This is a genomic window from Gordonia rubripertincta, assembly GCF_038024875.1.
Lineage (GTDB): Bacteria > Actinomycetota > Actinomycetes > Mycobacteriales > Mycobacteriaceae > Gordonia > Gordonia rubripertincta.
Window position 1 is genome coordinate 3,533,404 of sequence record NZ_CP136136.1, and the last position, 22,580, is coordinate 3,555,983.

Here is a 22,580-nt window from a genome sequence, read left to right on the forward strand (position 1 = left end):
TCTGGGGCGTAGTGATTTTCAGGTGAAGCTGCGTGGTCAGCGGATCGAGTTGGGGGAGATCGAGTCGGTCCTGCAGACCGCGCCCGGTGTCGTCGCCGCCGCGGTTCTGGTGCGCGACGACCGCCTCGTCGCCTACGTCTCCGGCGATGCCGACGTGACCCAGGTACGTGCACATGCTGCGAGTCGCCTCGCGCCGTACATGGTGCCGGACACCGTGGTCGTGCTCGACGACATGCCGCTCGGAACATCCGGGAAGATCAACCGGAAAGCCCTTCCCAAGCCGGAGTTCGGGCCGCGCGAGATCGTGGCCCCGGCATCGGACACCGAACGCCTGGTCGCCGGGATCGTCGCCGATGTCCTCGACCACTCCGTCGAGCAGGTGTCGGTCGCCGACAGCTTCTTCGAGGTCGGCGGGCACTCGTTGTCCGCCACTCGTGTCGCCGCCCGGCTCTCGCATACCTTCTCACTGCCGTTCACCGTTCGTGAACTGTTCGACGCGCCGTCCGTCCGTGCCATGGCCGGATGGATCGATGAGCGTCTCGGTGGCGAATCGGTCGCCGCTGTCTCGGCGTCCGGTGCGCGGACCGGCGATGAGCTCCCGGACCTGGGGTCGCTCCCGCGTCCGTCGCGCCCGCCCCTGTCGGCGGCGCAGCAGCGGATGTGGTTCATCAACCAGTTCGATCCGGCCTCACCCGCCTACAACATCCCGTTCGCGATGCGGCTGCGCGGACGTCTCGACACCGTGGCCCTGCGCGCCGCCCTGGCCGACGTGATCACCCGGCACGAGGTGCTGCGCACCCGGTACCCGCAGGACCTCGATGGTCGCCCATGGCAGGACATCTCGTCCGCCGACGAGGTCACCGTGGACCATTGGTGGCGCGACGACGACGTCGCGGCCCTCACCTCGGCCGGGTTCGACGTCACCCGCGATCTACCCATTCGCGCCGGGATGGTCACCGAGTCCGACGACCACCTCCTGGTGGTCGTCCTCCACCACATCGCGGCGGACGGTGAGTCGCTGCGACCGCTCGTCGACGACCTGTTGCACGCCTATGCCGCGCGTACCGCGGGGCGTGCACCAGAACGTCCCGCGCTGGACGTCCAGTACGTGGACGTCGCGCTGTGGCAGCAGCGCGTCCTCGGGTCGGTGGACGACCCGGACTCCGAGCTCGGCCGGCGCGCCCGGTGGTGGACGGACGAGCTCGCCGACCTGCCCGATGTTCTCGAATTGCCGACCGATCGTCCGCGGCCGCCGGTGGCATCGCATCGCGGTGCCGTCGTGGAGTTCGAGGTGCCCGAGGGTCTGGCGTCGTCGATCGACGGCTTCGCACGCCGGCATGGGGTCACCGCGTTCATGGTGCTGCACGCCGCGGTGGCGGTCGTGCTGTCCCGCCTGGCGGGCTCCTCCGACATCGCACTCGCCACGCCGGTCGCCGGTCGTGGTCGCGCCGAACTCGATGCCCTGGTCGGCATGTTCGTCAACACCGTCGTCCTGCGCACACCGGTCGACCCGGGCGCCACATTCGGCGAGGTGATCGGGCTGGTCCGCGACACCGACCTCGACGCGTTCGCGGCGGCCGACGTGCCTTTCGAGCACCTCGTCGACGTACTGGCCCCGACCCGCAGCGAGGCGTTCGCACCCCTCGCGCAGGTGATGCTGACGCTCGAACAGTCCGCGGTCGGCGACATCTCGGTGCCCGGCCTGACGGTGACGCCCGTCGAGGCGGGGGTTCCCGCCGCACGGTTCGACCTCATGATCGGCATGACGGCCGCACGCGACGAGGCGGGCGAGCTCGCCGCCCTGTCCGGGCGGATCGTCTATGCCACCGACCTGTTCGAGGACCGCACTGTCCGCCGTATCGGTGAGCGGATCGTCGACGTCCTCACCACCGGTCTCGCCGATGACACCGTGGTGGTCGGCGACATCGACCTCGCGGACGCGACCGAGCGTGCCGCCATCGCGGACTGGTCGCGGGGTGCGGTGGTGGAGTTGGGGTGGGGTGGTCGTTCGGTGGGTTCGGTGGTGGCTGAGCGGGTGGGGTTGTCGGGGTCGCAGGTGGCGGTGTGGTGTGGGGATCGGGTGGTGTCGTATGGGGAGTTCGGTGGGTTGGTGGCGGGGGTTGCGCGGCGGTTGTTGGGGTTGGGGTGTGGGGGTGGATTCGGCTGTTGGGGTGGTGATGTCGCGGTCGTTGGAGTTGTTGGTGGCGGTGCATGCGGTGGTGGTTGTGGGTGGGCGGTATGTGCCGGTGGAGGTGGATGCGCCGGTTGAGCGGGTGGGTTACATGTTGTCGACGGCGGGTGTGGGTGTGGTGTTGACGCGGGTGTCCGAGGAGGTGGTGGTGCCTTCTGGTGTGGAGTGTGTGGTGGTGGATTGTGGTGTGGGGTCGGGTGTTTCGGGTGTTGATGGTGGTGTGGAGTTGGGGGTGGTGGTGGATGAGGTGGGGGTGTTGTCGTCGTTGGTGGGTGTGTACACGTTGTTCACGTCTGGGTCGACGGGTCGGCCGAAGGGTGTGACGGTGTCGCATGGGGCGGTGGTGAATCGGTTGGGGTGGATGCAGTCGTTGTTCGGGGTGTCTGGTGATGATGTGGTGTTGTGGAAGACGCCGGTGTCGTTTGATGTGTCGGTGTGGGAGTTGTTCTGGCCGTTGATGGTTGGTGCTTCGGTGGTGGTGGCGGAGCCGGGTGGGCATCGGGATCCGTGGTATGTGGCGTCGGTGGTGGAGCGGTTTGGTGTGTCGGTGTGTCATTTTGTGCCGTCGATGTTGTCGGTGTTCGTGGATGCGTTGGGTGGTTCTGGTCCGGTTGGTTCGGGTGGGGTGGGGTTGGGGTCGTTGCGGCAGGTGTTTTGTTCGGGTGAGGCGTTGGGTGTGGCGGGTGTGGAGGGGTTGCGGGGGTTGGTGCCGGGTGTGCGGGTGGTGAATTTGTATGGGCCGACTGAGGCTGCGGTGGATGTGACGTCGTATGTGGTCTCGGGTGGTGAGGTGGTGGTGCCGATTGGTCGTGCGGTGCCGAATGTGTCGGTGTGGGTGTTGGATTCGCGGTTGCGGCCGGTGCCGGTGGGTGTGGTGGGTGAGTTGTATCTGGGGTGGGGTGCAGGTGGCTCGGGGGTATGCGTCGCGGTCGGGGTTGACCGCGGAGCGGTTTGTGGCGGATCCGTTTGGTGGGGCGGGTTCGCGGTTGTATCGGACGGGTGATCGGGTCCGGTGGTCTGGTGTTGGTGAGTTGGAGTATCTGGGGCGTAGTGATTTTCAGGTGAAGCTGCGTGGTCAGCGGATCGAGTTGGGGGAGATCGAGTCGGTCCTGCAGACCGCACCGGGGGTGACCCAGGTCGTGGCGTCCGTGATGGAACTGGCCGCCGGCGAGCAGCTCATCGCCCATCTGACCGGATCGGACGTCGACCTCGACACCGTCCGGTCCGTCGCCGAGAAACTGCCCGCTTACATGCGTCCCACGTCGTGGGTGATCCTCGACGAGATGCCGTCGAACACCGCCGGCAAGATCGATCGCAAGGCACTCCCGCTTCCGATGTACGCGGCCGATGATCACGTCGCCCCGTCGACACCCGCCGAGATCGCCGTCGCCGGCATTTTCGCCGATGTGCTCGGGGTTGACGAGGTCTCGGCCGACGCCGGCTTCTTCGACGCCGGCGGGAACTCGCTGGCGGCAACCCGTCTCGCGTCACGCCTGGGACGGGCACTCGGCGTGCCGGTGACCGTGCGAGACGTCTTCGACGAACCGACCGTTCGCGGCCTCGCCGCCGTCATCGAGCGATCCGGCCTCGATGCCGCGGCGCTCGGCGTCGAGGTGGGCGAGAGGTCGTCGGGACCGTTACCGCGTCCCGACGTCCTGCCGCTGTCCAGTGCACAACGACGCATGTGGTTCCTCAACCAGTTCGAACCCGACGTCGCGTCGTACGTCATCCCGTTCGGATTCCGTCTGCGCGGACAGGTCGACGTCGACGACGTGCGGGGCGCGCTCGGTGACGTGATCGCGCGCCACGAGATCCTGCGGACCATCTACCCGCTCGGGCCGGACGGCAGACCGCGTCAGGTCATCGTCGACGAGGCCGAGTTCGACTGGCGGGTGGTCGATTCCGATACCGAGGCGATGGCCGTCGCCGCGGCACCGTACGACCTCACCCGCGACCTGCCGCTGCGGGCACGTCTGCACGGCGATCCCGCAAGCGGTGCGCTGCTCGTCATCGCGGTTCACCACATCGCCGCGGACGGGGCGTCGGGACCGGTCCTGGCCCGCGATCTGCTCACCGCCTACGTCGCACGACGCGACGGTCGCACACCGGACTGGGCCCCCTTGCATCGCCAGTACGCCGACCATGTCCTGGAACTCCGGCAGGGTGACACCACCGCGGCCACCCGACGCCGGTGGTGGGCGGACCGCCTCGCCGGGGCCCCTGCGCTGCTCGAACTCCCGACCACCCATCCGCGACCCGCCACCCGCGAGACCCGCGGCGCCACGGTCGACTTCACGATTCCCGGCCGGACCGCACTGGCTGCCACCGACCTCGCCCGTGCCGCCGGGACGACCACGTTCATGGTGCTCCACGCAGCTCTCGCCGCACTTCTGAGCCGCCTCTCCGGTAGCGGAGACGTCGTCATCGGCACCGCCACCGCCGGCCGCGACGGTGAGACCGACGACCTGATCGGCATGTTCGTCAACACCGTCGCCCTGCGCAGCCGGGTCGCGGCCGACGACGGTTTCGCCGTCCTCCTCGACGAGATCCGCGACGGCGACCTCGACGCCCTCGCCCACGCCGACGTCCCCTTCGACGAGGTGCTCGACGCGCTCGGGATCACCCGAGCAGCGTCCTACGCACCGCTCGTGCAGGTGCTGCTCACCACCACCGACACCGCAGACACCTCACCACTGCCCGCGGATCTGACCACCCCAACTCGCCGGCCTCGCCATCAGCCCGGTGACCGTCGTCGACGATTCCGCCAAGTTCGACCTCACGGTGGCGGTCCGCACCGGTGGGGCGGCGGGAGCGCCGTGGCGGGGCACCCTCACCTACGCCACCGATCTCTACGACGACGCCGACGCCCGGCGCCTGGCCGACCGGTTCGTCGGCCTGCTGGCCGGGGCGGTCGCCGACGCCACCACGCCGGTCGGCGATCTCGATCTGCTCGCCGCCGACGACGAGACGGAGCCGCTGGTCTCCGGTGACCCGGACCCGGCCGTCGTGGTCCTTCCCGAACTGCTCGCCGCCGCCGTCCGGTCGCGGGGCGACCACCCCGCCGTCATCGACGACCTCGGCGCCTGGACGTATGACGAGTTGGACAACGCGAGTTCCCATCTCGCCGCCGAACTCATCGGGCTGGGCGTCGGCCCGGACGACGTCGTCGTGTGCGCCTTCGGACGGTCGGCACGGGCACAACTCGCACTGTGGGCGGTTGCCAGGACCGGCGCGGTGTACTGCCCGGTCGATCCCCGGCATCCCGCGGATCGCATCGCCCGCGTGGTGGGTGCCGCGCGCGCCAGGGTGGGGCTCACCGACGGCTCGGTGCAGAACCTCGGCGAGGATCTGTGCTGGATGCGTCTCGACGCCGACCGCGCCGCCGAACTCCGATCCCGAGATCACCGGCCGGCCCCCGGGATGCGACGCGCGGTACACCCCGACGACGGCGCGTACATGATCTTCACGTCCGGTTCGACCGGGCTGCCCAAGGGTGTCCTCGTCACCCATCGTGGCCTCACCGGAGTGGCCGCGGTGCTGCGCGACCGTCACGGCTCGGGACCGCAGGCCCGATGGCTGGGAATCAGCTCACCCGCCTTCGACGCCGCGATCCTCGAGATCCTCGGTGCCTACGGCAGCGGGGCCACGCTCGTCGTCGTCCCGCCGGAGATCTACGGTGGCCGCGAACTGGCGGACTTCATCACGACGCATCGCACCACGCACGCGTTCCTGGTGACCTCGGTGGCCGCCTCGCTACCGGACCCCGCGTCGTTGCCCTTCACCAACGTGCTCGTCGGCGGCGAAGCGGTCCCCGACGCCGAGAAGAACCGGTGGGCCGCGCACACCGCTTTCCACAACGGCTACGGGCCCACCGAGACGACGATCATCAGCGTCACCTCACCGGCGATCGACCTCGACGAACCGGTCCGGCTGGGATGTCCCGTGCCCGGCGCCACCGCCCACGTCCTCGACGGCCGACTCCATCCGGTGCCGGCTGATGTCGTCGGAGAGCTGTATCTCGCCGGCGGCGAGCTCGCCCGCGGTTACCACAACCTTCCGGCCCTCACCGCCGAGCGTTTCGTGCCCGCACCGTTCGGACCGCCGGGCAGCCGCATGTACCGCACCGGCGACCTTGTCCGCCGGTCGCGCACCGGCGACCTGACCTACGTGGGGCGCAGCGACTTCCAGGTGAAACTGCGCGGACAGCGTCTGGAACTCGGCGAGATCGAGGCGACCTTGACCGCTCACCCGGCCGTGCGCAACGCGGTCGTCATCGGCGTGGGTGACCCCGTCACCGAGCTCGCGGGCTACGTCGAACCTCTCGCCCCGGGCGCCGACCTCGACACCGCCGACCTGCGCGATCACCTCGCTGCGCAGCTGCCGCCGTACATGGTTCCCGCCAATCTCGCTGTCCTCGAGCACCTCCCGCGCAATCCGGTCGGCAAGATAGACCGCCGGCAGTTGCCGGAGATCGACACCGTCGACACGTCCGGCACCCACACACCGCCGTCGGGGCACACCGAACGGATCCTCGCCGCGATCGTCGCCGACATCCTCGGCCTCGAGAAGGTCTCGGTCACCGCGGATTTCTTCGCCATCGGCGGGAACTCGCTGTCGGCGACCCGACTGAGCGCGCGTGCCGGGGACCGGTTCGGCGTCCGCCTGGGTGTCCGTGACGTCTTCGAGTCGACGACCGTGCGCGGGCTCGCGCGCCGGATCGAGACCGCCTACGACTCGGCGCCGCCCCACGCGCCGCTGGTCCGCGTCGTCGAGCGCCCGGTGCGGATTCCGTTGTCCTATGCGCAGCAACGCATCTGGTTCCTCAACCGGTTCGAACCGGGGTCGGCCGCCTACACCATCCCGCTGGCCGTCCGGTTGCGTGGTCCGCTCGATCGGTCGGCGCTGCGCGAGTCCGTCGTCGATGTGCTCGCGCGGCACGAGATCCTGCGCACGACCTTCCCGGCCGACGCGGGTGAGCCTTTCCAGCGCGTCCTGGACATCGACGAAGCCCGGGCAGCACTGCGGTGGGAAACCGATATGCTGACCGCCGATTCGCTCACCGCCGACGACCTGCCCGTGCTGCTCGGGCCGCTCGGGTTCGACCTCGCCACCGAGATCCCCGTGCGCGTACGACTTCTGGACGTGGGAGGCGACGCCACAGACGGTGGTGACCACGTTCTCGTCGTGCTTCTGCACCACATCGCGGCCGACGGCGAGTCGATGCGACCGCTGTTGTCCGACCTGTGGACGGCGTACCTCGCCCGCGTCGAGGGACGGCCACCGGCGTTCACCGAGCTACCGGTCCAGTTCGCCGATCACGCTCTGTGGCAACGACAGACCCTCGGCGATGTCGACGCCCCGGATTCGGTCCTCGGTAAGCAGGTCGGGTACTGGGTCAACCGGCTGTCGGACCTGCCCGACCTCCTCCCGCTGCCGACGGATCGCCCGCGGCCGCCGGTCGCCTCGCAGCGTGGCGGGCGCGTCACCGCGGAGATCCCGGCCGACCTGGCCGCCCGGATCTCCGCCTCGGCACGGGATCGCGGGATCACCGACTTCATGACGGTCCACGCGGCCCTCGCGATTCTCCTGGCGCGCCTGTCGGCAAGCCGCGACATCGCGATCAGCACCCCGGTTGCCGGTCGTGGCCATGCTCATCTCGATGACCTCGTCGGCATGTTCGTCAACACCCTGGTCCTGCGCAGCGAGGTCGACCCGGCCCTCGACGTCCGGGACTTCCTCGACCGCGTCCGCATCGACGACGTCAACGCGCTCGCCCGCGCGGATGTCCCGTTCGACTACCTCGTGGACCGGCTGGCGCCGGCGCGATCCGAGGCCTTCGCCCCGCTGAGCCAGGTGATGCTGTCGGTGCTGCATGCCGCGGGGACTGCGGAGACCTCCGACGCGGCCGAGGCCCCCGGTGGACTCCGTCTGGAACCTCTCGCGGTGTCCACCAGGACCACTCAGCTCGACATGACTGTCGCGGTCAGCGTGGATCCGGAGGGGGCGTGGCCGGTCGAGATCGTCTACGCGGCCGATCTGTTCGACGTGTCCACCATCGAGGTGATGATCACGCGGCTGATCCGTGTGCTCGACGCGCTCGCCGGCCCGGAGATCGACCGTCGGCCGGTGGGCGAGATCGACCTGTCCGACGACGCCGAGCGCGCCCGGATCGCCGAACTGGCCTCCGGCCCGGACCTGTCGGTGCCCTGGTCGACGGTCTCCGAGGCGGTCGACGCGGCGGCCCGCCGCGCACCCGACGCGATCGCTCTGGTGGCGGGGGACCGAACGCTGACGTACGCGGAGTTCACCGCCCGGGTGTCCGATCTGGCGCAGCGGCTGACGGACCAGGGCGTGGGACCGGATGTCGCGGTGGGCGTGTGCATCCCGCGTTCGGTCGAGCTCGTCCTGGCGATCCACGCCGTGGTCGCTGCCGGCGGCGCCTACGTGGTCATCGACCCGGCAACACCGGCGGAACGACTCACGGCGATGACCGACGCGGCGTCGATCTCGGTGATCCTGGCCGCCGAGCCCCGGCCCGAGATCCTCGTCGGTGTCACGCCGGACGTACTGGTGGTCGACGCGGATCCCCCGGTTGCCGACGGCCACGTCGCGGCAGTGTCCCGCACCGCATTCCGTCGGGTGGTCGATCCGGAGAACGCGCTGTACACACTGTTCACGTCGGGGTCGACGGGAACCCCCAAGGGCGTCACGGTGAGTCACCGAGCAGTCCTGAACCGACTCGCCTGGATGCACATCCGGGAACCCCTGGGCGCCGACGACGTCGTGATGCTGAAGACCCCGGCCACCTTCGACGTGTCGGTGCCGGAACTGTTCGCACCACTGATGGCCGGTGCCAGACTGGTGATCGCCGAGGACGGCCGGCACATCGATCCGGCCTACGTCCTCGACGAGGTCCGACGTCGGCGGGTCACGTCGATCCACTTCGTGCCGTCGATGATGGCGGCATTCGCCGAATACGTGGGCGACGACCCCGAGCGGCGCGCGGCCCTGGCGACGTTGCGGCGCGTCAACGCCTCCGGCGAGGCGCTGCCCGCGGCCACCGCGCATGCGATGCGCGCGCTCGTCCCGGATACGGACATGGACAACCTGTACGGGCCCACCGAGGCCGCGGTCGAGGTCACCGTCTACCGCCTCGGCACCGACGAGGCGACCGTGCCGATCGGACGGCCGATCGCGAACACCACGACCTGGGTCCTCGACGACCGGCTGCAACCCGCGCCGGTCGGCGTCGTCGGCGAACTCTATGTCGGCGGCGGGCAGCTGGCCCGCGGATACGCGTCCCGACCGGATCTCACCGCCGAACGCTTCGTCGCCGACCCCACCGGCCGCCCGGGTGCCCGACTGTACCGGACCGGTGACCTGGTCCGATGGAATGCGGAAGGCGCGCTCGAGTACCTCGGCCGCGCCGACTTCCAGGTGAAACTTCGCGGACAACGCATCGAGCTGGCGGAGATCGAGTCGATCCTCGCGCGGATCGACGGCATCACCCACGCCGCGGCGACCGTCCGCAGCGGACCGACGGGCGAGGTCCTGGTCGGATACCTCGCCGGCGACGTCGATCTCGATGCAGTGCGCGAGCGCGTGGCCGAGACACTGCCGCAATACATGCGACCGACGCAGTGGGTGATCCTCGACGACGTCCCGCTGACCTCCACCGGCAAGCTCGATCGTCGTGCCCTGCCCGCGCCGACCGCGGTGTCGGCCGAGTTCGTCCCGCCGGCCGACGGGATCGAGCGAGCCCTGGCGGCGGTCTTCGCCGACGTCCTGGCACTCGACGAGGTCTCGGTGACGGTGCCGTTCTTCGACCTCGGCGGGCACTCGCTGGCCGCGATGCGTGTCGTGGCCGGCGTTGCTGAACGTCTCGGGGTGGACATCGACATCCGCGACATCTTCCGCGCACCGACCGTACGAGAGCTCGCCCGTTCGCTGACCCGGCGGCGACTGTCGGCGCAGCCGTTGAGTCGTCGCCGGCGCCCGGCGCGGATTCCGTTGTCGTATGCGCAGCAACGGATCTGGTTCATCAACCAGTTCGACGTCACGTCGCCGGTGTACAACATGCCGGTAGCGTTCGACGTCCTCGGTGACCCGGACCTCGCTGCGCTGCGCGAGGCCTTGCTCGACGTCGTCGCCCGGCACGAGCCGCTGCGCACCGTTTTCCCGATGGCGGACGACGGGACGCCGGTGCAGCTCGTCCTCGACACGAGCGGTGCGGCGAGCCGCCTGCGCTGGGATGAGACAACCGACCCCGACGCCGCGATGGCCGTCTGCGCGGAGGGATTCGACGTCACCGTCGACCTTCCGGTGCGGGTGGCGATCTCGCCCACCGACGACGGATACCGCGTCGTCGTGGTGATCCACCACATCGCCGGTGACGCCGCATCCCTGCAGATCCTGTCCGAGGAACTGCTGGTTGCGTACCAGATGCGAGCGGCGGGGGCGGATCTGCCCGCGCCGGACCCACTTCCGGTGGGTTACGTCGACCACACGATCTGGCAGCGCGAGACTCTCGGCGATCTCGACGACCCGACCTCGCTGATGGCGGCCCAGTTCGACTACTGGTCGACGGCGCTCGACGGCATCCCCGCCGCACTCGACCTTCCGACGGACCGTCCGCGGCCGCCGGTGATCGACCACCGAGGCGGACGTTTGCCGATCGACCTCGGGCCCGAACGCAGTGCCGCGGTCGCCCGCACCGCCCGGGCGCATGGGCTGACGCCGTTCATGGTGTGCCACGCCGCATTCGCCGCGGCGCTCGCCAGACTCGCCGATGTCGACGACGTGAGTATCGGTGCCGCGGTCTCGGGTCGCGGGCAGGCTGCGACCACGCGCATGATCGGCATGTTCATCAACACCGTCGTCCTGCGCACGAGGCTCGGAGCCGACGACACCGTCGCCGATCTTCTCGCACGGGTCCGTGAGACCGACGCGGCGGCATTCGCCCACGCGGACATCCCGTTCGAGACGCTCGTCGAACGCCTCACGCCCGTCCGGTCCACCGCGCACGCCCCGCTGGTCCAGGTCATGATCAACTACCTGGCCGACACCTCTGCCGGACCCACCGACCAGGCGGCGGTGCCGTCGGAGGTCGCGAACGGGCTCCGGGTACAGCCCGTCGACCCCGGACCTCCGTCGGCCAAGGTGGACCTGACCCTCGGACTCGCCGAGACCAGCACCCCCGACGGAATGGTCATCGTCGGTGAGATCGACTACGCGGCAGCACTCTTCGACCCGGAGACGGTCGCGGTGTTCCGCGACGTGTTCCGCCGCATGATCGATGCGATCACCGCCGACACGCCGACCGCGACGGTTCTGGCCGGGATCGACCTGCTGAGCGAGGACGATCATCGCCGACTGGACGCGTCGTCCGCACCGGGTGTCGTCGTCGACTCCGCCGGGCGTCTGCTGCCGTCTCGGGTCCGCGGCGAACTGCGTACCGCCGATTCCTCGACCGGGTTGCTCGCACGGTGGCTCGACGAAGGTGGGAAACCGCGGATCGAGGTTCTCGGCGGGCTCGACCGTCAGGTCAGGGTCGGCGGGCTGCGCGTCGATCTCGATGTGGTCGAGACGGCCCTCGCCGAACTCGACGGTGTACGAGCGAGCGGCGTCGTCGCTGTCCGGAATGACGACGGTGTCGAGATCCATGGGTGGGTGAGCGTCGACCCGGAAGGCGTCAACACCGACGACATCACCGCCGACGATCTTCGTCGATCTACCGTCGAAATCTTGGCACCGCACTGTGTTCCGACGGTTCTGACGATCGTCGACGAGATCCCGGTGCGAGACGACGGCCGCCCCGACCGCGCGCGGATGTCGACGATGATCGGGGAGTCCGCTCACGATGCGCACGTTGCGGAGCGGCCGGTGGCGCCGGCCGGGGCGTGGGAGGAGCTCGTCGCCGAGTGCATGTCCGCGGTCACCGGCGTCGAGGTCACGAGCGCGGCCCAGAGTTTCTTCGACGTCGGTGGGACGTCACTGTCCGCGGTCCGCCTCGTCGCCGAGCTCCGTCGCCGCACGGGCATCCCCGTCGAGGTCGCCTGGGTGTTCGCCGGCCCGACACCTCGAGACCTCGGTGCGCGGCTGGCTGCGCACCTCGAGCCGGAACCCGTGGGAGCGGATGCGTCCGACCCGACGAACGGCGGCGTCGTCGTACCGCTGCGCCGGGAGGGTTCACGGAACCCGGTGTTCTGCGTGCATCCCGCCGACGGGTTGGCGTGGTTGTTCGGCGGCCTCGCACCGCATCTCGATGACCGGCCGGTGTACGGACTGCAGGACCCGTACGTGGTGGCCGGTGATCTCCCCGACGCCACGGTGCACGATCTCGCCGTGCGCTACGTCGACGAGATCCGGCGCATCGCCCCCGAGGGGCCGTACCACCTGCTGGGTTGGTCGATCGGCGGCCTGATCGCGCAGGAGATGGCCGTCGAACTGAGATTGCGCGGCGCGGACGTCGGATTCCTGGGTCTGCTCGACAGCTATCCGGCCGACGACGTCGAGTTGGCGACGAGTTGGACCGACGAAGGGGAGATGTCGGTGGACATCGACGCCCGCGAAGTGGCCTCGGAGTTGCTCGGTGGGTGGCGCGAGGTCATCGACGTCGACGAGCTCGTCGGCTCCGGAAATTCGGGATCGGTTGCGCCGGAAACGATCGCGACCGCGATCCGGGACAAGGTCACCGGACTCGGACTGCTCGACGCGGATTCGTTCGACCGGATGCTCGAGCGCATGACAAGTTCTGCCGAGCGCACGATCTCGCACCGGCCACGACCGTACGACGGCGACACCATGCTCATAGTCGCCGCCGACAGTGACACCGAGGAATCGGCGGACGCGGGCCCGAGTCGCTGGGAGCCGTACCTGGGCGGCGGCATCACCCGGATCGACATCGACACAGACCATCTGGGCATCGTCGGCAGCGAGGCGCTGTCGGAGTTCGGACCGCGGATCGACGCAGCGCTCAGCGACGCGGAGTCGCGGCGTCGGTGACGGACGGTAGATCCGCGAGCACCTCGGGCAACGGCTCGTCGTGAACAACGACGAGTCGCTGAGTGGCGCGGGTCAGCGCGACGTACAGGTCGCTGAGACCCCGCGGTGACTGGGCGATGATAGCGGCCGGTTCGACCACGATCGTGGTGTCGAACTCGAGTCCCTTGCAGGTCCGGACCGTGTAGACCTTCGGGGCCTCCACCCCCTTCGCGTCGAACGCGTCCGTGTCCAGGGCGGTCGCCACCACATCGACCAGCGGGTCGGGGACGACGACGGCCGTGAGTCCCTCCGGTTCGGCGAGATCGACGGCGCGGAGCACGCCGGCTGCGACGCTCTCCGCGTCACCGGCGTCGTCCACGGCGATCGCCACCGGCTCGATACCGTTGCTGCGCAATGACGTCGGCGCGGTCTCCCCATTGCCGATCTCGTCGAGGACGCGGGCGGCGTAGGTCATGATCTCGCTGGGCGTGCGGTAGTTCACCGACAGTTCCTTGAACTGCCAGCGCTTGGCGACGTATGGCTCGAGCACCTCACCCCACGACCGCGTGCCCGCCTCGTCGGAGGTCTGGGCGGTGTCACCGATGATGGTCATCCACCGGTTGGGGATGCGGCGCATCACCATTCGCCACGCCATCGGGGAGAGCTCCTGCGCCTCGTCGACGATCACATGACCGAAGGTCCAGGTGCGGTCGCCGTAGGCGCGTTCGGCAGTGGTGGCGCGCCGGGTCTCGGTCTGACGCGACGCCAGTTGTTCGGCGTCGATCAGGTCGTAGGCCATCAGGATCTCGGGATCGAGCTCGTCCTCGAGATCCTGTGGGGCCGAACCCGTCAGGATGTCGAGAGCATCCTGCGCCTCGGCGAGCTGACGCCGCCAGCGTGCACGTTCGGCGCGTTCGGCGTCGTCGGTGCCGTAGCCGATGAGTTCGGCCAACTCGTCGAGGAGCGGCACGTCGGCGGGGGAGAAGTCCTCCCCGGTGGTCGAGAAGGTGCGCGGTTCCCGCAGCAGCGCCGCGCGGTCGGCGTCGGACCATCCTGGGGTGGCCTTGCGGATCGCGCGTTCGTCGGTGAGCAACTCGCGCAGCATGTCCTGCGGCGTCAGCGTGGGCCAGAACTTCAGCAGCGCCGCACGGATGTCGGGGTCCTGGCTCATGTCGTCGCGGATGTCGGCGATGTCGGCGGGGCTGAGCAACTGCGAGCCGTCGAGCAAGCTCGAACCGATGGTCGAGGCGTGACGTCGGGCGAGTTCGGCGAGGCCGGCCTTGAGAAAGGCGTTCTGCGACTGGTTGTGCGCGCGACGTGTCGAACGGGCCTTGGCTCGTGCGGCTTTGATCAGTTCGGAGTCGATCTCGACCCGGTAGCTGTCGAAATCCACCGGCTCCGGCCGGGACGGCAAGGACTGCTTGGCCCGCACCGCTCGTTTGAGGACGTCGACCATCCGGAGGCCGCCCTTGACGCCGGTGGTGACACGCGGATCGGCGCTGCGGGCCCGGACGCCGGGGAACAGGTCGCCGATCGTCGAGAGCAGTACGCCGGACTCGCCGAGTGACGGCAGGACCTGGCCGATGTAGCTGAGGAAGTCGTCGTTCGGTCCGATGATGAGAATGCCGCTGCGCGAGAGGATCTCGCGATGGGTGTAGAGCAGGTAGGCGGCGCGGTGCAGCGCGACGGCCGTCTTGCCGGTTCCCGGACCGCCCTGGATGACCGTCACACCGCGGTGCGTCGACCGGATGATGAGGTCCTGCTCCCGCTGGATGGTCTCGACGATGTCGGTCATCTCGCCGGTACGCGCAGCATTCAGCGCGGCGACGAGGGCGGATTCGTTGACGACGTCGCCGTGACCGAAGTCGTCGAGGAGAGCGTCGCCTGCGGTCAGCGATTCGTCACTGACCCCACGGACCTTGCGGCTGCGGGTCCGGATGTGGCGACGGCGGGCGACGTCATCGGGCGCCGCCGGGGTCGCCAGATAGAAGGGACGGGCCAGGGGTGCGCGCCAGTCGAGCAGCAGCGTCGCGTCGGTCGCGGAGTGGTCGTGTGTACCGTCGTCGCCCAGGCCGTCGTCGAGGACGCCGATACGGCCGATCCGCCGGATCTCGCCGTCGTCGAGATCGAGGCGACCGAAGTACAGATTGTGTTCGGCGGCATCGAATTTCGCGAGGTCCTCGTTGTACATCCGCTCGTACGACTCGCGCTCCGAGAGCGCCTGCGGGGTTCCGCCGCGCTCGCTCAGGGTCGAGGACAGGCGGCGCTGCGTGGTCTGCCGCATCCGGTCGAGACGGCCGTACACCCGGTCGAGGTGATCCTGTTCCTCGCTGATCCGAGGGTCGGTGTCGGGGGACAGTGCGGTCACGCCACAACTCCTCGCGCGTCGACGGGCCACGCCGACCGTGCCAACCCGGCGTCTCTGATCCGTCCCGTCATCCGTGTCGCGTGATCTGCGGTCGCCAGACGACAGCAGACCTCGGCCGCCGGGCCGTGCAGATCGGGGTCGCCCAGCTGACGCTGCAGCCAGCCGAGGACACGTTCCTGGCTGCCGAACGTCAGCGTCCTTCCGGTCGCGGGGTCGGCGAGGACTCCGTGACGCGAGACGTAGATGTCGAACTCGTCCGGAGCGGCGGGACCGCCGGCGGGCAGTCGGGGGTCACCGAGAATGAGGGAATGGTCGTGCGTGTTCACTGTCCGTCGATCGTAGTTGGGTTCGGTGAGGTCCAGCGCCTCGGTCTGCGGGGGTGAGAGCCAGGCGGCCACCGCGTCGAATGCCCCGTGACCTGTGCGAACGGGTGCCGCGGGAACATACCCACGAGCCGCGACGTGAGCGGAATGACCGACTGTGATGTTGGCGACCCGCACCCGCTCCAGGTGCAGGCCGCCGGTGGGGTCGAGGTGGCCGAGCTTGCGGCGCAACACGCTCGGCGCTGCGTTCGAGCCCACCGCCACCACCAGACGCGTACCGGGTGGGGGAGCAAGCCGCGGGTCCTGCTCGACCACAACGGACGCGGACACCCAGGGATAGTTCTCTGGTGGGTGTGCCGCGTCCGTGTGGTGATCGGCGGTGCTCAGCGTCGTACTCGCATCCGGCTACCGGACAGGACGTTCAGCTGCGCGCCTTGCGCCAACGCTTGCGGCCCTCGTCCGCGGTGTGCGCCGCGGTTTCCTCGGCGGCGGCCGCGAGATGACGGGCGGACTCGGCGAGCTCGGCCGACCGGGCGCGCGCGAGTTCGGCGAACTCGGCCGAGCGATCCCGGGCGATGTCGGCGAACTCCGCCGAACGGTCGCGGGCGACGTCGGCGAACTTCGGAGCATTCTTGGCGGCCTGCTTCTTGGCCTTCTTCGCGCGCTTCTGCGCCTGCTTGGCCAACTTCGGTCCGCGCTTGCGGGCGGTCTCGGCCAGTTCCGACGACCGATCGAGTGCGGCGTCGGCCAGGGTCGACGAACGGACCAAAGCGGCGTCGGCGAGCACAGGTGCACGATCGCGCAGACGGTCGGCGACCTCGGCCGCGGTGTCGGCGGCCCGCTCCGCGATCTCGAGCGACCGCTTCTGCGCGGACTCGGCCAGTTCGGGAGCGTGCTCGCGGAACTTGGCGGCGGCCTCGGCCGTCCATTCCGCGGAACGCTCGGACAGCACGTGTGCGCCCTTGCTCAGCAGGTCGCCGGCTTCGGCCGACCGCTCGCCGACGATCTCGGCGCCCTCATGGCCGCGCTCGACGAGGGTGTCCCAGGTGGAGTGGCCGGCAGCCGCGCCGATCGGGAGCGCCGCGGCGACGGCACTTGCCTTCTGCTTGCCGCGCCACGCGAGGGACGGCTTGCCCTCGGTGTCCACCGCGGCGAGCAGCACGCCGCCGAGCAGGCCGACGTTCTTGATGAACGCGTCGCGCTGGGCTTCCTTACGGATCGGGTCGGCCTCGTTCCAGAAGTCAGTGCCGGCGGCCGTCGTCGGGATGAGGGTTCCGGCCAGGACCACCGAGGCGAGACGCGGGAACTTGCCGGTCGCCAGCAGGATGCCGCCGCCGATCTGCGCCGCGGCGTTGATCTGGACCAGCGTCTCGGTGTTCTCCGGGACCTTGTCCGCGACCTCCGGTGGCAGGGCGGTGCGCGCCTTGTCGACGAGCGGCGCCGCGGACTGCGCGATCGGTTTCGGGCTCCGGATGGCGTCGACGCCACTGGCGACGAACGCTGACGCGAGGAGCGGGCGGGCGATACGGCGGAGAATCATCGGTCACAACCTTCTTCGATCGAGTGCGGTTCGAGATCCGTCGGGGTACAGCGTATTTCTGGCCTGATCAACGCTACCCGCCCTCTGGATACATGCAGGTGAATCGACTCTTCGTGATCCGTTCGGGAACATCGGGAGTGCCGAGGTCGCGATCGGTAGAGCGTTTCGGGTGTCAGGTATCCGGAGAGGCCCACGCCCAAACCTGAGGTACACCCACCCCTTTTCCGTAAACCCGCCCCGGCGCGAGGGGGAGCGTTTACGGAAAAGGGGTGGGTGTGCGGGTTGTCACCAGCCGCGTTCGCGCCACTCCTGCAGCGACGGACGCTCGGCACCGAGGGTGGTGTCCTTGCCGTGTCCGGGGTAGACCACGGTCGAGTCGCCGAAGCGGTCGAACACCTTGGTGGAGACGTCCTTGATGAGGGTGTCGAAGTCCTCGGACTTCCAGGTCTTGCCGATACCGCCGGGGAACAGGCAATCGCCGGTGAACAGGTGGACGGTGTCGCCGTCGGTCAGGGCGAGCGCGATGGAACCCGGGGTGTGCCCGACGAGGTGGATCGCCTCGAACCGGAGGTCGCCGACTTCGATCACGTCGCCGTCATCGACGAGACGATCCGGGGTGACCGGCAACTCGGGGGCGTCGAACCGGCCGGCGGCGGTGGGAACGCCGGTCTGCTCGGCGACGGCGGCGAGTGCCTGCACGTGGTCGAAATGCTGGTGCGTCGTGAAGATCAGTGCGGGCTTCCCGCCGATGGCGGCAAGGGTGGAGATGATGGTGTCCGCGTCGTTGGCGGCGTCGATGATCAGCTGGTCGCCGGTGGCCTTCGAGGTCACCACGTACACGTTGTTGTCCATCGATCCGACGGACAGCTTGACGATGGTGGCCGAGTCGAGGGTGCGTCGCTGCGGGGTCTTCGACTCCGAGAGATCGCCGGTGTAGGAGTCGCTGATCGGTGTCGCTGAGGTCATGCGACAAGGCTATGACACCGCTCGGCCGGTGTGTGACGCTCGCGACGGTCGGGCGTGGTCGGGGCGCGGGTATCGTGGACTATCGGTCCGATGGTGTATGCGCGGATGGCGAGACCGATCGTCCGGCGCTCGGGCCTCGAATCCCATCCGGCCGACGCTCACGGAACAGAATTGTCGGTGCCTGTCGTTACGGTGCCCATGCGCCACCGGTGCGCCCCGGGGAGTTTGAGAAGACTCTGACTTGAAGAGAATGTTAGGACTGCAGTGGTTGATCGTCTGATCGTCCGAGGTGCCCGCGAACACAATCTGCGGGGCATCAATGTCGACCTCCCTCGGGACAGCCTCATCGTGTTCACCGGGTTGTCGGGGTCGGGCAAGTCGTCTCTCGCCTTCGACACGATCTTCGCCGAGGGCCAGCGACGTTACGTCGAGTCGCTCTCGGCCTACGCCCGGCAGTTCCTCGGTCAGATGGACAAGCCCGACGTCGACTTCATCGAAGGTCTGTCGCCGGCGGTGTCCATCGACCAGAAGTCGACCAACCGCAACCCGCGGTCGACGGTCGGCACCATCACCGAGGTCTACGACTACCTTCGTCTGCTCTACGCCCGCGCGGGCAAGGCGCACTGTCCGATCTGTGGCGAGGCGATTGCCAAGCAGACGCCGCAGCAGATCGTCGACCAGGTGCTCGCCATGGAGGAGGGCACCCGCTTCCAGGTTCTCGCGCCGGTGGTCCGTACCCGCAAGGGCGAGTTCGTCGACCTCTTCGCGGAACTTCAGACCCAGGGCTTCTCGCGCGCCCGGATCGACGGTGTCGTCCACCAGTTGACCGATCCGCCGAAGCTGAAGAAGCAGGAGAAGCACGACATCGAGGTCGTCGTCGACCGCCTCGTCGTGAAGGCGAGCGCCAAGCAGCGTCTCACCGATTCGGTCGAGACCGGTCTGCGTCTCGCCGACGGCATCATCGTGCTCGACTTCGTCGACCTCGAAGAGGACGACCCGGACCGCGAGCGCCGGTTCTCCGAGAAGATGGCGTGCCCCAACGCCCACCCGATCGCGATCGACGACCTCGAGCCGCGCTCGTTCTCGTTCAACTCGCCCTACGGTGCCTGTCCTGAATGCGACGGCCTCGGCATCCGCAAGGAGGTCGACGAGGAACTCGTCGTGCCCGACCCGGAGATGAGCCTCGCCGAGGGTGCGATCGCACCCTGGTCGACCGGCCACAACGCCGACTACTTCCTGCGCCTGATGTCGGGTCTGGCCGACCAGATGGGCTTCGACATCAACACCCCGTGGAAGAAGCTGCCGGTCAAGGCGCGTCGAGCGCTGCTCAACGGCAGCGACCACCAGGTGCACGTGAAGTTCCGGAACCGCTACGGACGTACCCGCTCGTACTACACCGAGTTCGAGGGCGTCATGTCCTTCCTCGCCCGGCGGATGGACCAGACCGAGTCCGAGCAGATGAAGGAACGCTACGAGGGATACATGCGCGACGTGCCGTGCCCCGCCTGCCAGGGTGCGCGCCTGCGTCCGGAGATCCTCGCGGTCACCCTCGACCATCCCGAGTACGGTCCGAAGTCGATTGCCGAGGTCTGTGCGCTCTCGGTCGCCGACTGCGCGAACTTCCTCGACAACCTCCACCTCGACGAGCGTCAGGCCGCGATCGCCGGACGTGTCCTGAAGGAAGTCCAGGCACGAATCCGCTTCCTGCTCGACGTCGGCCTGGAGTACCTGTCGCTGTCGCGAGCGGCCGGATCACTGTCTGGTGGTGAGGCCCAGCGCATCCGTCTCGCGACGCAGATCGGCTCCGGTCTCGCGGGCGTCCTCTACGTCCTCGACGAGCCGTCGATCGGTCTGCACCAGCGCGACAACCGCCGACTGATCGAGACCCTCACCCGGCTCCGCGACCTGGGCAACACGCTGATCGTCGTCGAGCACGACGAGGACACCATCCGGTCCGCCGACTGGATCGTCGACATCGGTCCGCGAGCCGGTGAGCACGGCGGTCACGTCGTGCACAGCGGCAGCTACAAGGACCTGTTGAAGAACCGCAAGTCGCTGACCGGTGCATACCTGTCCGGCCGGGACTCGCTACCCATCCCGGAGATCCGCCGGCCCATCGACCGCAAACGCCAGCTGACCGTCGTGGGTGCCCGTGAGCACAATCTCCGCGGGATCGAGGTGTCGTTCCCGCTCGGCGTGATGACCGCGGTGACCGGAGTCTCCGGCTCCGGCAAGTCGACGCTGGTCAACGACATCCTCGCGACGGTCCTCGCCAACAAGCTCAACGGCGCACGTCAGGTGCCCGGCCGCCACACGCGGATCAAGGGACTCGACAACCTCGACAAGCTCGTCCAGGTCGACCAATCGCCGATCGGGCGCACCCCGCGCTCCAACCCGGCGACCTACACCGGCGTCTTCGACAAGATCCGCACCCTGTTCGCGGCGACCACCGAGGCCAAGGTGCGCGGCTACCAGCCGGGCCGGTTCTCGTTCAACGTCAAGGGCGGCCGCTGTGAGGCCTGCACCGGTGAGGGCACGATCAAGATCGAGATGAACTTCCTGCCGGACGTCTACGTCCCGTGCGAGGTGTGCCACGGTGCCCGCTACAACCGGGAGACGCTCGAGGTCCATTACAAGGGCAAGACCATCGCCGAGGTCCTCGACATGCCGATCGAGGAGGCCGCCGATTTCTTCGAGCCGGTCACCTCGATCCATCGCTACCTCAAGACCCTCAACGACGTCGGCCTCGGATATGTCCGCCTCGGGCAGCCGGCGCCGACCCTCTCGGGTGGTGAGGCGCAGCGTGTGAAGCTGGCCGCCGAGCTGCAGAAGCGCTCGATGGGGCGCACCGTCTACATCCTCGACGAGCCGACCACCGGCCTGCACTTCGAGGACATCAAGAAGCTCCTCGCGGTCATCAACGGCCTCGTCGACAAGGGCAACACGGTCATCACCATCGAGCACAACCTCGACGTCATCAAGACGGCCGACTGGGTCATCGACATGGGCCCCGAGGGCGGCAGCGGCGGCGGCACGGTCGTCGCCGAGGGCACCCCCGAGGACATCGCGGTCGCCCCGGGCAGCCACACCGGCAAGTTCCTCGCCGAGATCCTCGAGGTCGACGAGACGGTCGCCTCGGCCGGCTGACAGTCACAGGAGAATCGCCACTTCCGTTGCAGCAGTGCTGGTTTCAGCTCGCGCCGCTGCTCGGAGGTGGCGATTTTGTCGGGGTGGTGGGCTACTGGCCCATCGACTTGCGGATCTCCTCGAGCCGCTTCTTCGCGGCCTCGTCGCGCTTGCGCATCATCTCGTCGACGCTCTGCCCCTCGGCGCTCGCCTCGGCGAGTTCCTGGGACCCGATGGCGGTGGTGACCCGGTTCTCGATCTTGTCGCGGACGAAGTCGAAGGTCGGGACACCGCTGTCGGTGTAGTCGGGATCGGGGAGGGTTCCCGGCACCGGACCGGTGTGCACGATCTCCGCGTCGATGACGTCGTCAGACGAGGTGCCTGCCGACGGCGTGCTCGTCGGGTCGGATTCTCCGGGATTCGTCATGGAACCAGGGTAGGGCGGCGTTGGCTCGCCCGACTACTTCTTCGGTGCGCGGACCGGGCCGGTGTACTTCTCACCGGGTCCTTCGCCGGGCTCGTCCGGGTAGGCACTGGCCTCACGGAAGGCGAGCTGCAGACCCTTGAGCCCGTCGCGGATCGGTGCGGCGTGGATGCCGAGGTCGGCCTTCGACGCATCGACGAGGCCGGCCAAGGCGGTGATGAGGGTACGCGCCTCGGGCAGGTCGATCCGGTCCTCCGGGGTGCCCTCGGCCAGGCCCAACTTCTCGGCGGCGGCACTCATGAGCATCACGATCGACCGGGTGATGACCTCGATGGCCGGAATATCTCCCAGGTCACGGACGTTGTCGAGGTCGGTGCGTGCCGCATCATCGGTGTCGGCGCCACTGCCCGTCGCACCCCCCTGGGGTGTCGGTGCTTGTGACGAATTGGGGTTCTCGGCCATGGCTGTTAGACTCCCATAGCACGACCGCCCTGGTATGCGCCGGGGTCGTAAGTGGAGTTCCGCTCCCACCGTTCGACGCGAGTTCTCGCCTGACGAGTTCCCCGCAGTCGCACGGTCCGGTTCACGCCGATCGTCGCAGATCGCATCCTCGTGATGTGATTGGGAAGATCGGCCGCGCTGTGCCCCTCCAGGCGCAG

At 68.8% G+C, this 22,580-nt stretch carries 11 protein-coding genes; 5 read left to right on the forward strand and 6 right to left on the reverse strand.

Annotated features, from left to right (window positions below; genetic code table 11):
- Positions 1-22: 22 nt before the first annotated feature.
- From RVF83_RS16010 to RVF83_RS16025, 4 genes are read left to right on the forward strand one after another with little or no spacing between them, the layout of a single operon-like run.
- Positions 23-2,269: a condensation domain-containing protein gene (locus tag RVF83_RS16010; protein ID WP_341261954.1), complete on the forward strand. Its 2,247-nt coding sequence runs from the start codon at positions 23-25 to the stop codon at positions 2,267-2,269.
- Positions 2,202-3,194 carry an AMP-binding protein gene (locus RVF83_RS16015; protein ID WP_341261955.1) on the forward strand — a complete coding sequence of 331 codons (993 nt, stop codon included), beginning with the start codon at positions 2,202-2,204 and terminating at the stop codon, positions 3,192-3,194. Before RVF83_RS16010 ends, RVF83_RS16015 begins: the two co-directional genes overlap by 68 nt.
- Before the next feature lie 58 nt (positions 3,195-3,252).
- Entirely contained in the window at positions 3,253-5,181 is a 1,929-nt protein-coding gene (locus RVF83_RS16020; RefSeq protein WP_341261956.1) for a condensation domain-containing protein, read from the forward strand.
- A gap of 16 nt (positions 5,182-5,197) precedes the next feature.
- Positions 5,198-13,195 carry an amino acid adenylation domain-containing protein gene (locus tag RVF83_RS16025; RefSeq protein ID WP_341262032.1) on the forward strand — a complete coding sequence of 2,666 codons (7,998 nt, stop codon included), beginning with the start codon at positions 5,198-5,200 and terminating at the stop codon, positions 13,193-13,195.
- Here the strand turns inward: RVF83_RS16025 and RVF83_RS16030 are convergent.
- The 4 genes from RVF83_RS16030 to RVF83_RS16045 form a co-directional block, all read right to left on the reverse strand.
- Entirely contained in the window at positions 13,167-15,542 is a 2,376-nt protein-coding gene (locus RVF83_RS16030) for a HelD family protein (protein ID WP_005200219.1), read from the reverse strand. The two genes, RVF83_RS16025 and RVF83_RS16030, sit on opposite strands and share 29 nt — an antisense overlap.
- Complete coding sequence (locus RVF83_RS16035) at positions 15,539-16,195, reverse strand: hypothetical protein (protein WP_005200218.1); 657 nt, start codon at positions 16,193-16,195, stop codon at positions 15,539-15,541. The genes RVF83_RS16030 and RVF83_RS16035 overlap by 4 nt, the downstream gene beginning before the upstream one ends.
- Before the next feature lie 91 nt (positions 16,196-16,286).
- A complete protein-coding gene (locus tag RVF83_RS16040) occupies positions 16,287-17,405 on the reverse strand; it encodes a DoxX family protein (RefSeq protein ID WP_005200217.1) in 1,119 nt (372 codons plus the stop codon).
- Between the two features lie 285 nt (positions 17,406-17,690).
- The gene (locus RVF83_RS16045; protein ID WP_005200216.1) at positions 17,691-18,371 is read right to left on the reverse strand and encodes an MBL fold metallo-hydrolase; all 681 of its coding nucleotides are present in this window, start codon (positions 18,369-18,371) and stop codon (positions 17,691-17,693) included.
- A gap of 264 nt (positions 18,372-18,635) precedes the next feature.
- Between RVF83_RS16045 and uvrA the strand changes: the two genes are divergently transcribed.
- Positions 18,636-21,518 (forward strand): excinuclease ABC subunit UvrA, encoded by a 2,883-nt coding sequence (uvrA, locus tag RVF83_RS16050; protein ID WP_005200215.1) that lies wholly within the window; start codon positions 18,636-18,638, stop codon positions 21,516-21,518.
- Between the two features lie 91 nt (positions 21,519-21,609).
- Here the strand turns inward: uvrA and RVF83_RS16055 are convergent, their stop codons facing one another.
- Both RVF83_RS16055 and RVF83_RS16060 read right to left on the reverse strand, forming a co-directional pair.
- Complete coding sequence (locus RVF83_RS16055) at positions 21,610-21,924, reverse strand: hypothetical protein (protein WP_005200214.1); 315 nt, start codon at positions 21,922-21,924, stop codon at positions 21,610-21,612.
- A gap of 33 nt (positions 21,925-21,957) precedes the next feature.
- Positions 21,958-22,383, reverse strand: a complete 426-nt coding sequence (locus RVF83_RS16060; RefSeq protein ID WP_005200213.1) for a DUF1844 domain-containing protein — start codon at positions 22,381-22,383, stop codon at positions 21,958-21,960.
- Positions 22,384-22,580 lie beyond the last annotated feature (197 nt).

Coding starts and splice junctions, on each gene's coding strand:
- RVF83_RS16060 (WP_005200213.1), bottom strand. CDS start 22,383: ATGGCCGAGAACCCCAATTCGTCACAAGCACCGACACCCCAGGGGGGT.
- RVF83_RS16055 (WP_005200214.1), bottom strand. CDS start 21,924: ATGACGAATCCCGGAGAATCCGACCCGACGAGCACGCCGTCGGCAGGC.
- RVF83_RS16045 (WP_005200216.1), bottom strand. CDS start 18,371: ATGACCTCAGCGACACCGATCAGCGACTCCTACACCGGCGATCTCTCG.
- RVF83_RS16040 (WP_005200217.1), bottom strand. CDS start 17,405: ATGATTCTCCGCCGTATCGCCCGCCCGCTCCTCGCGTCAGCGTTCGTC.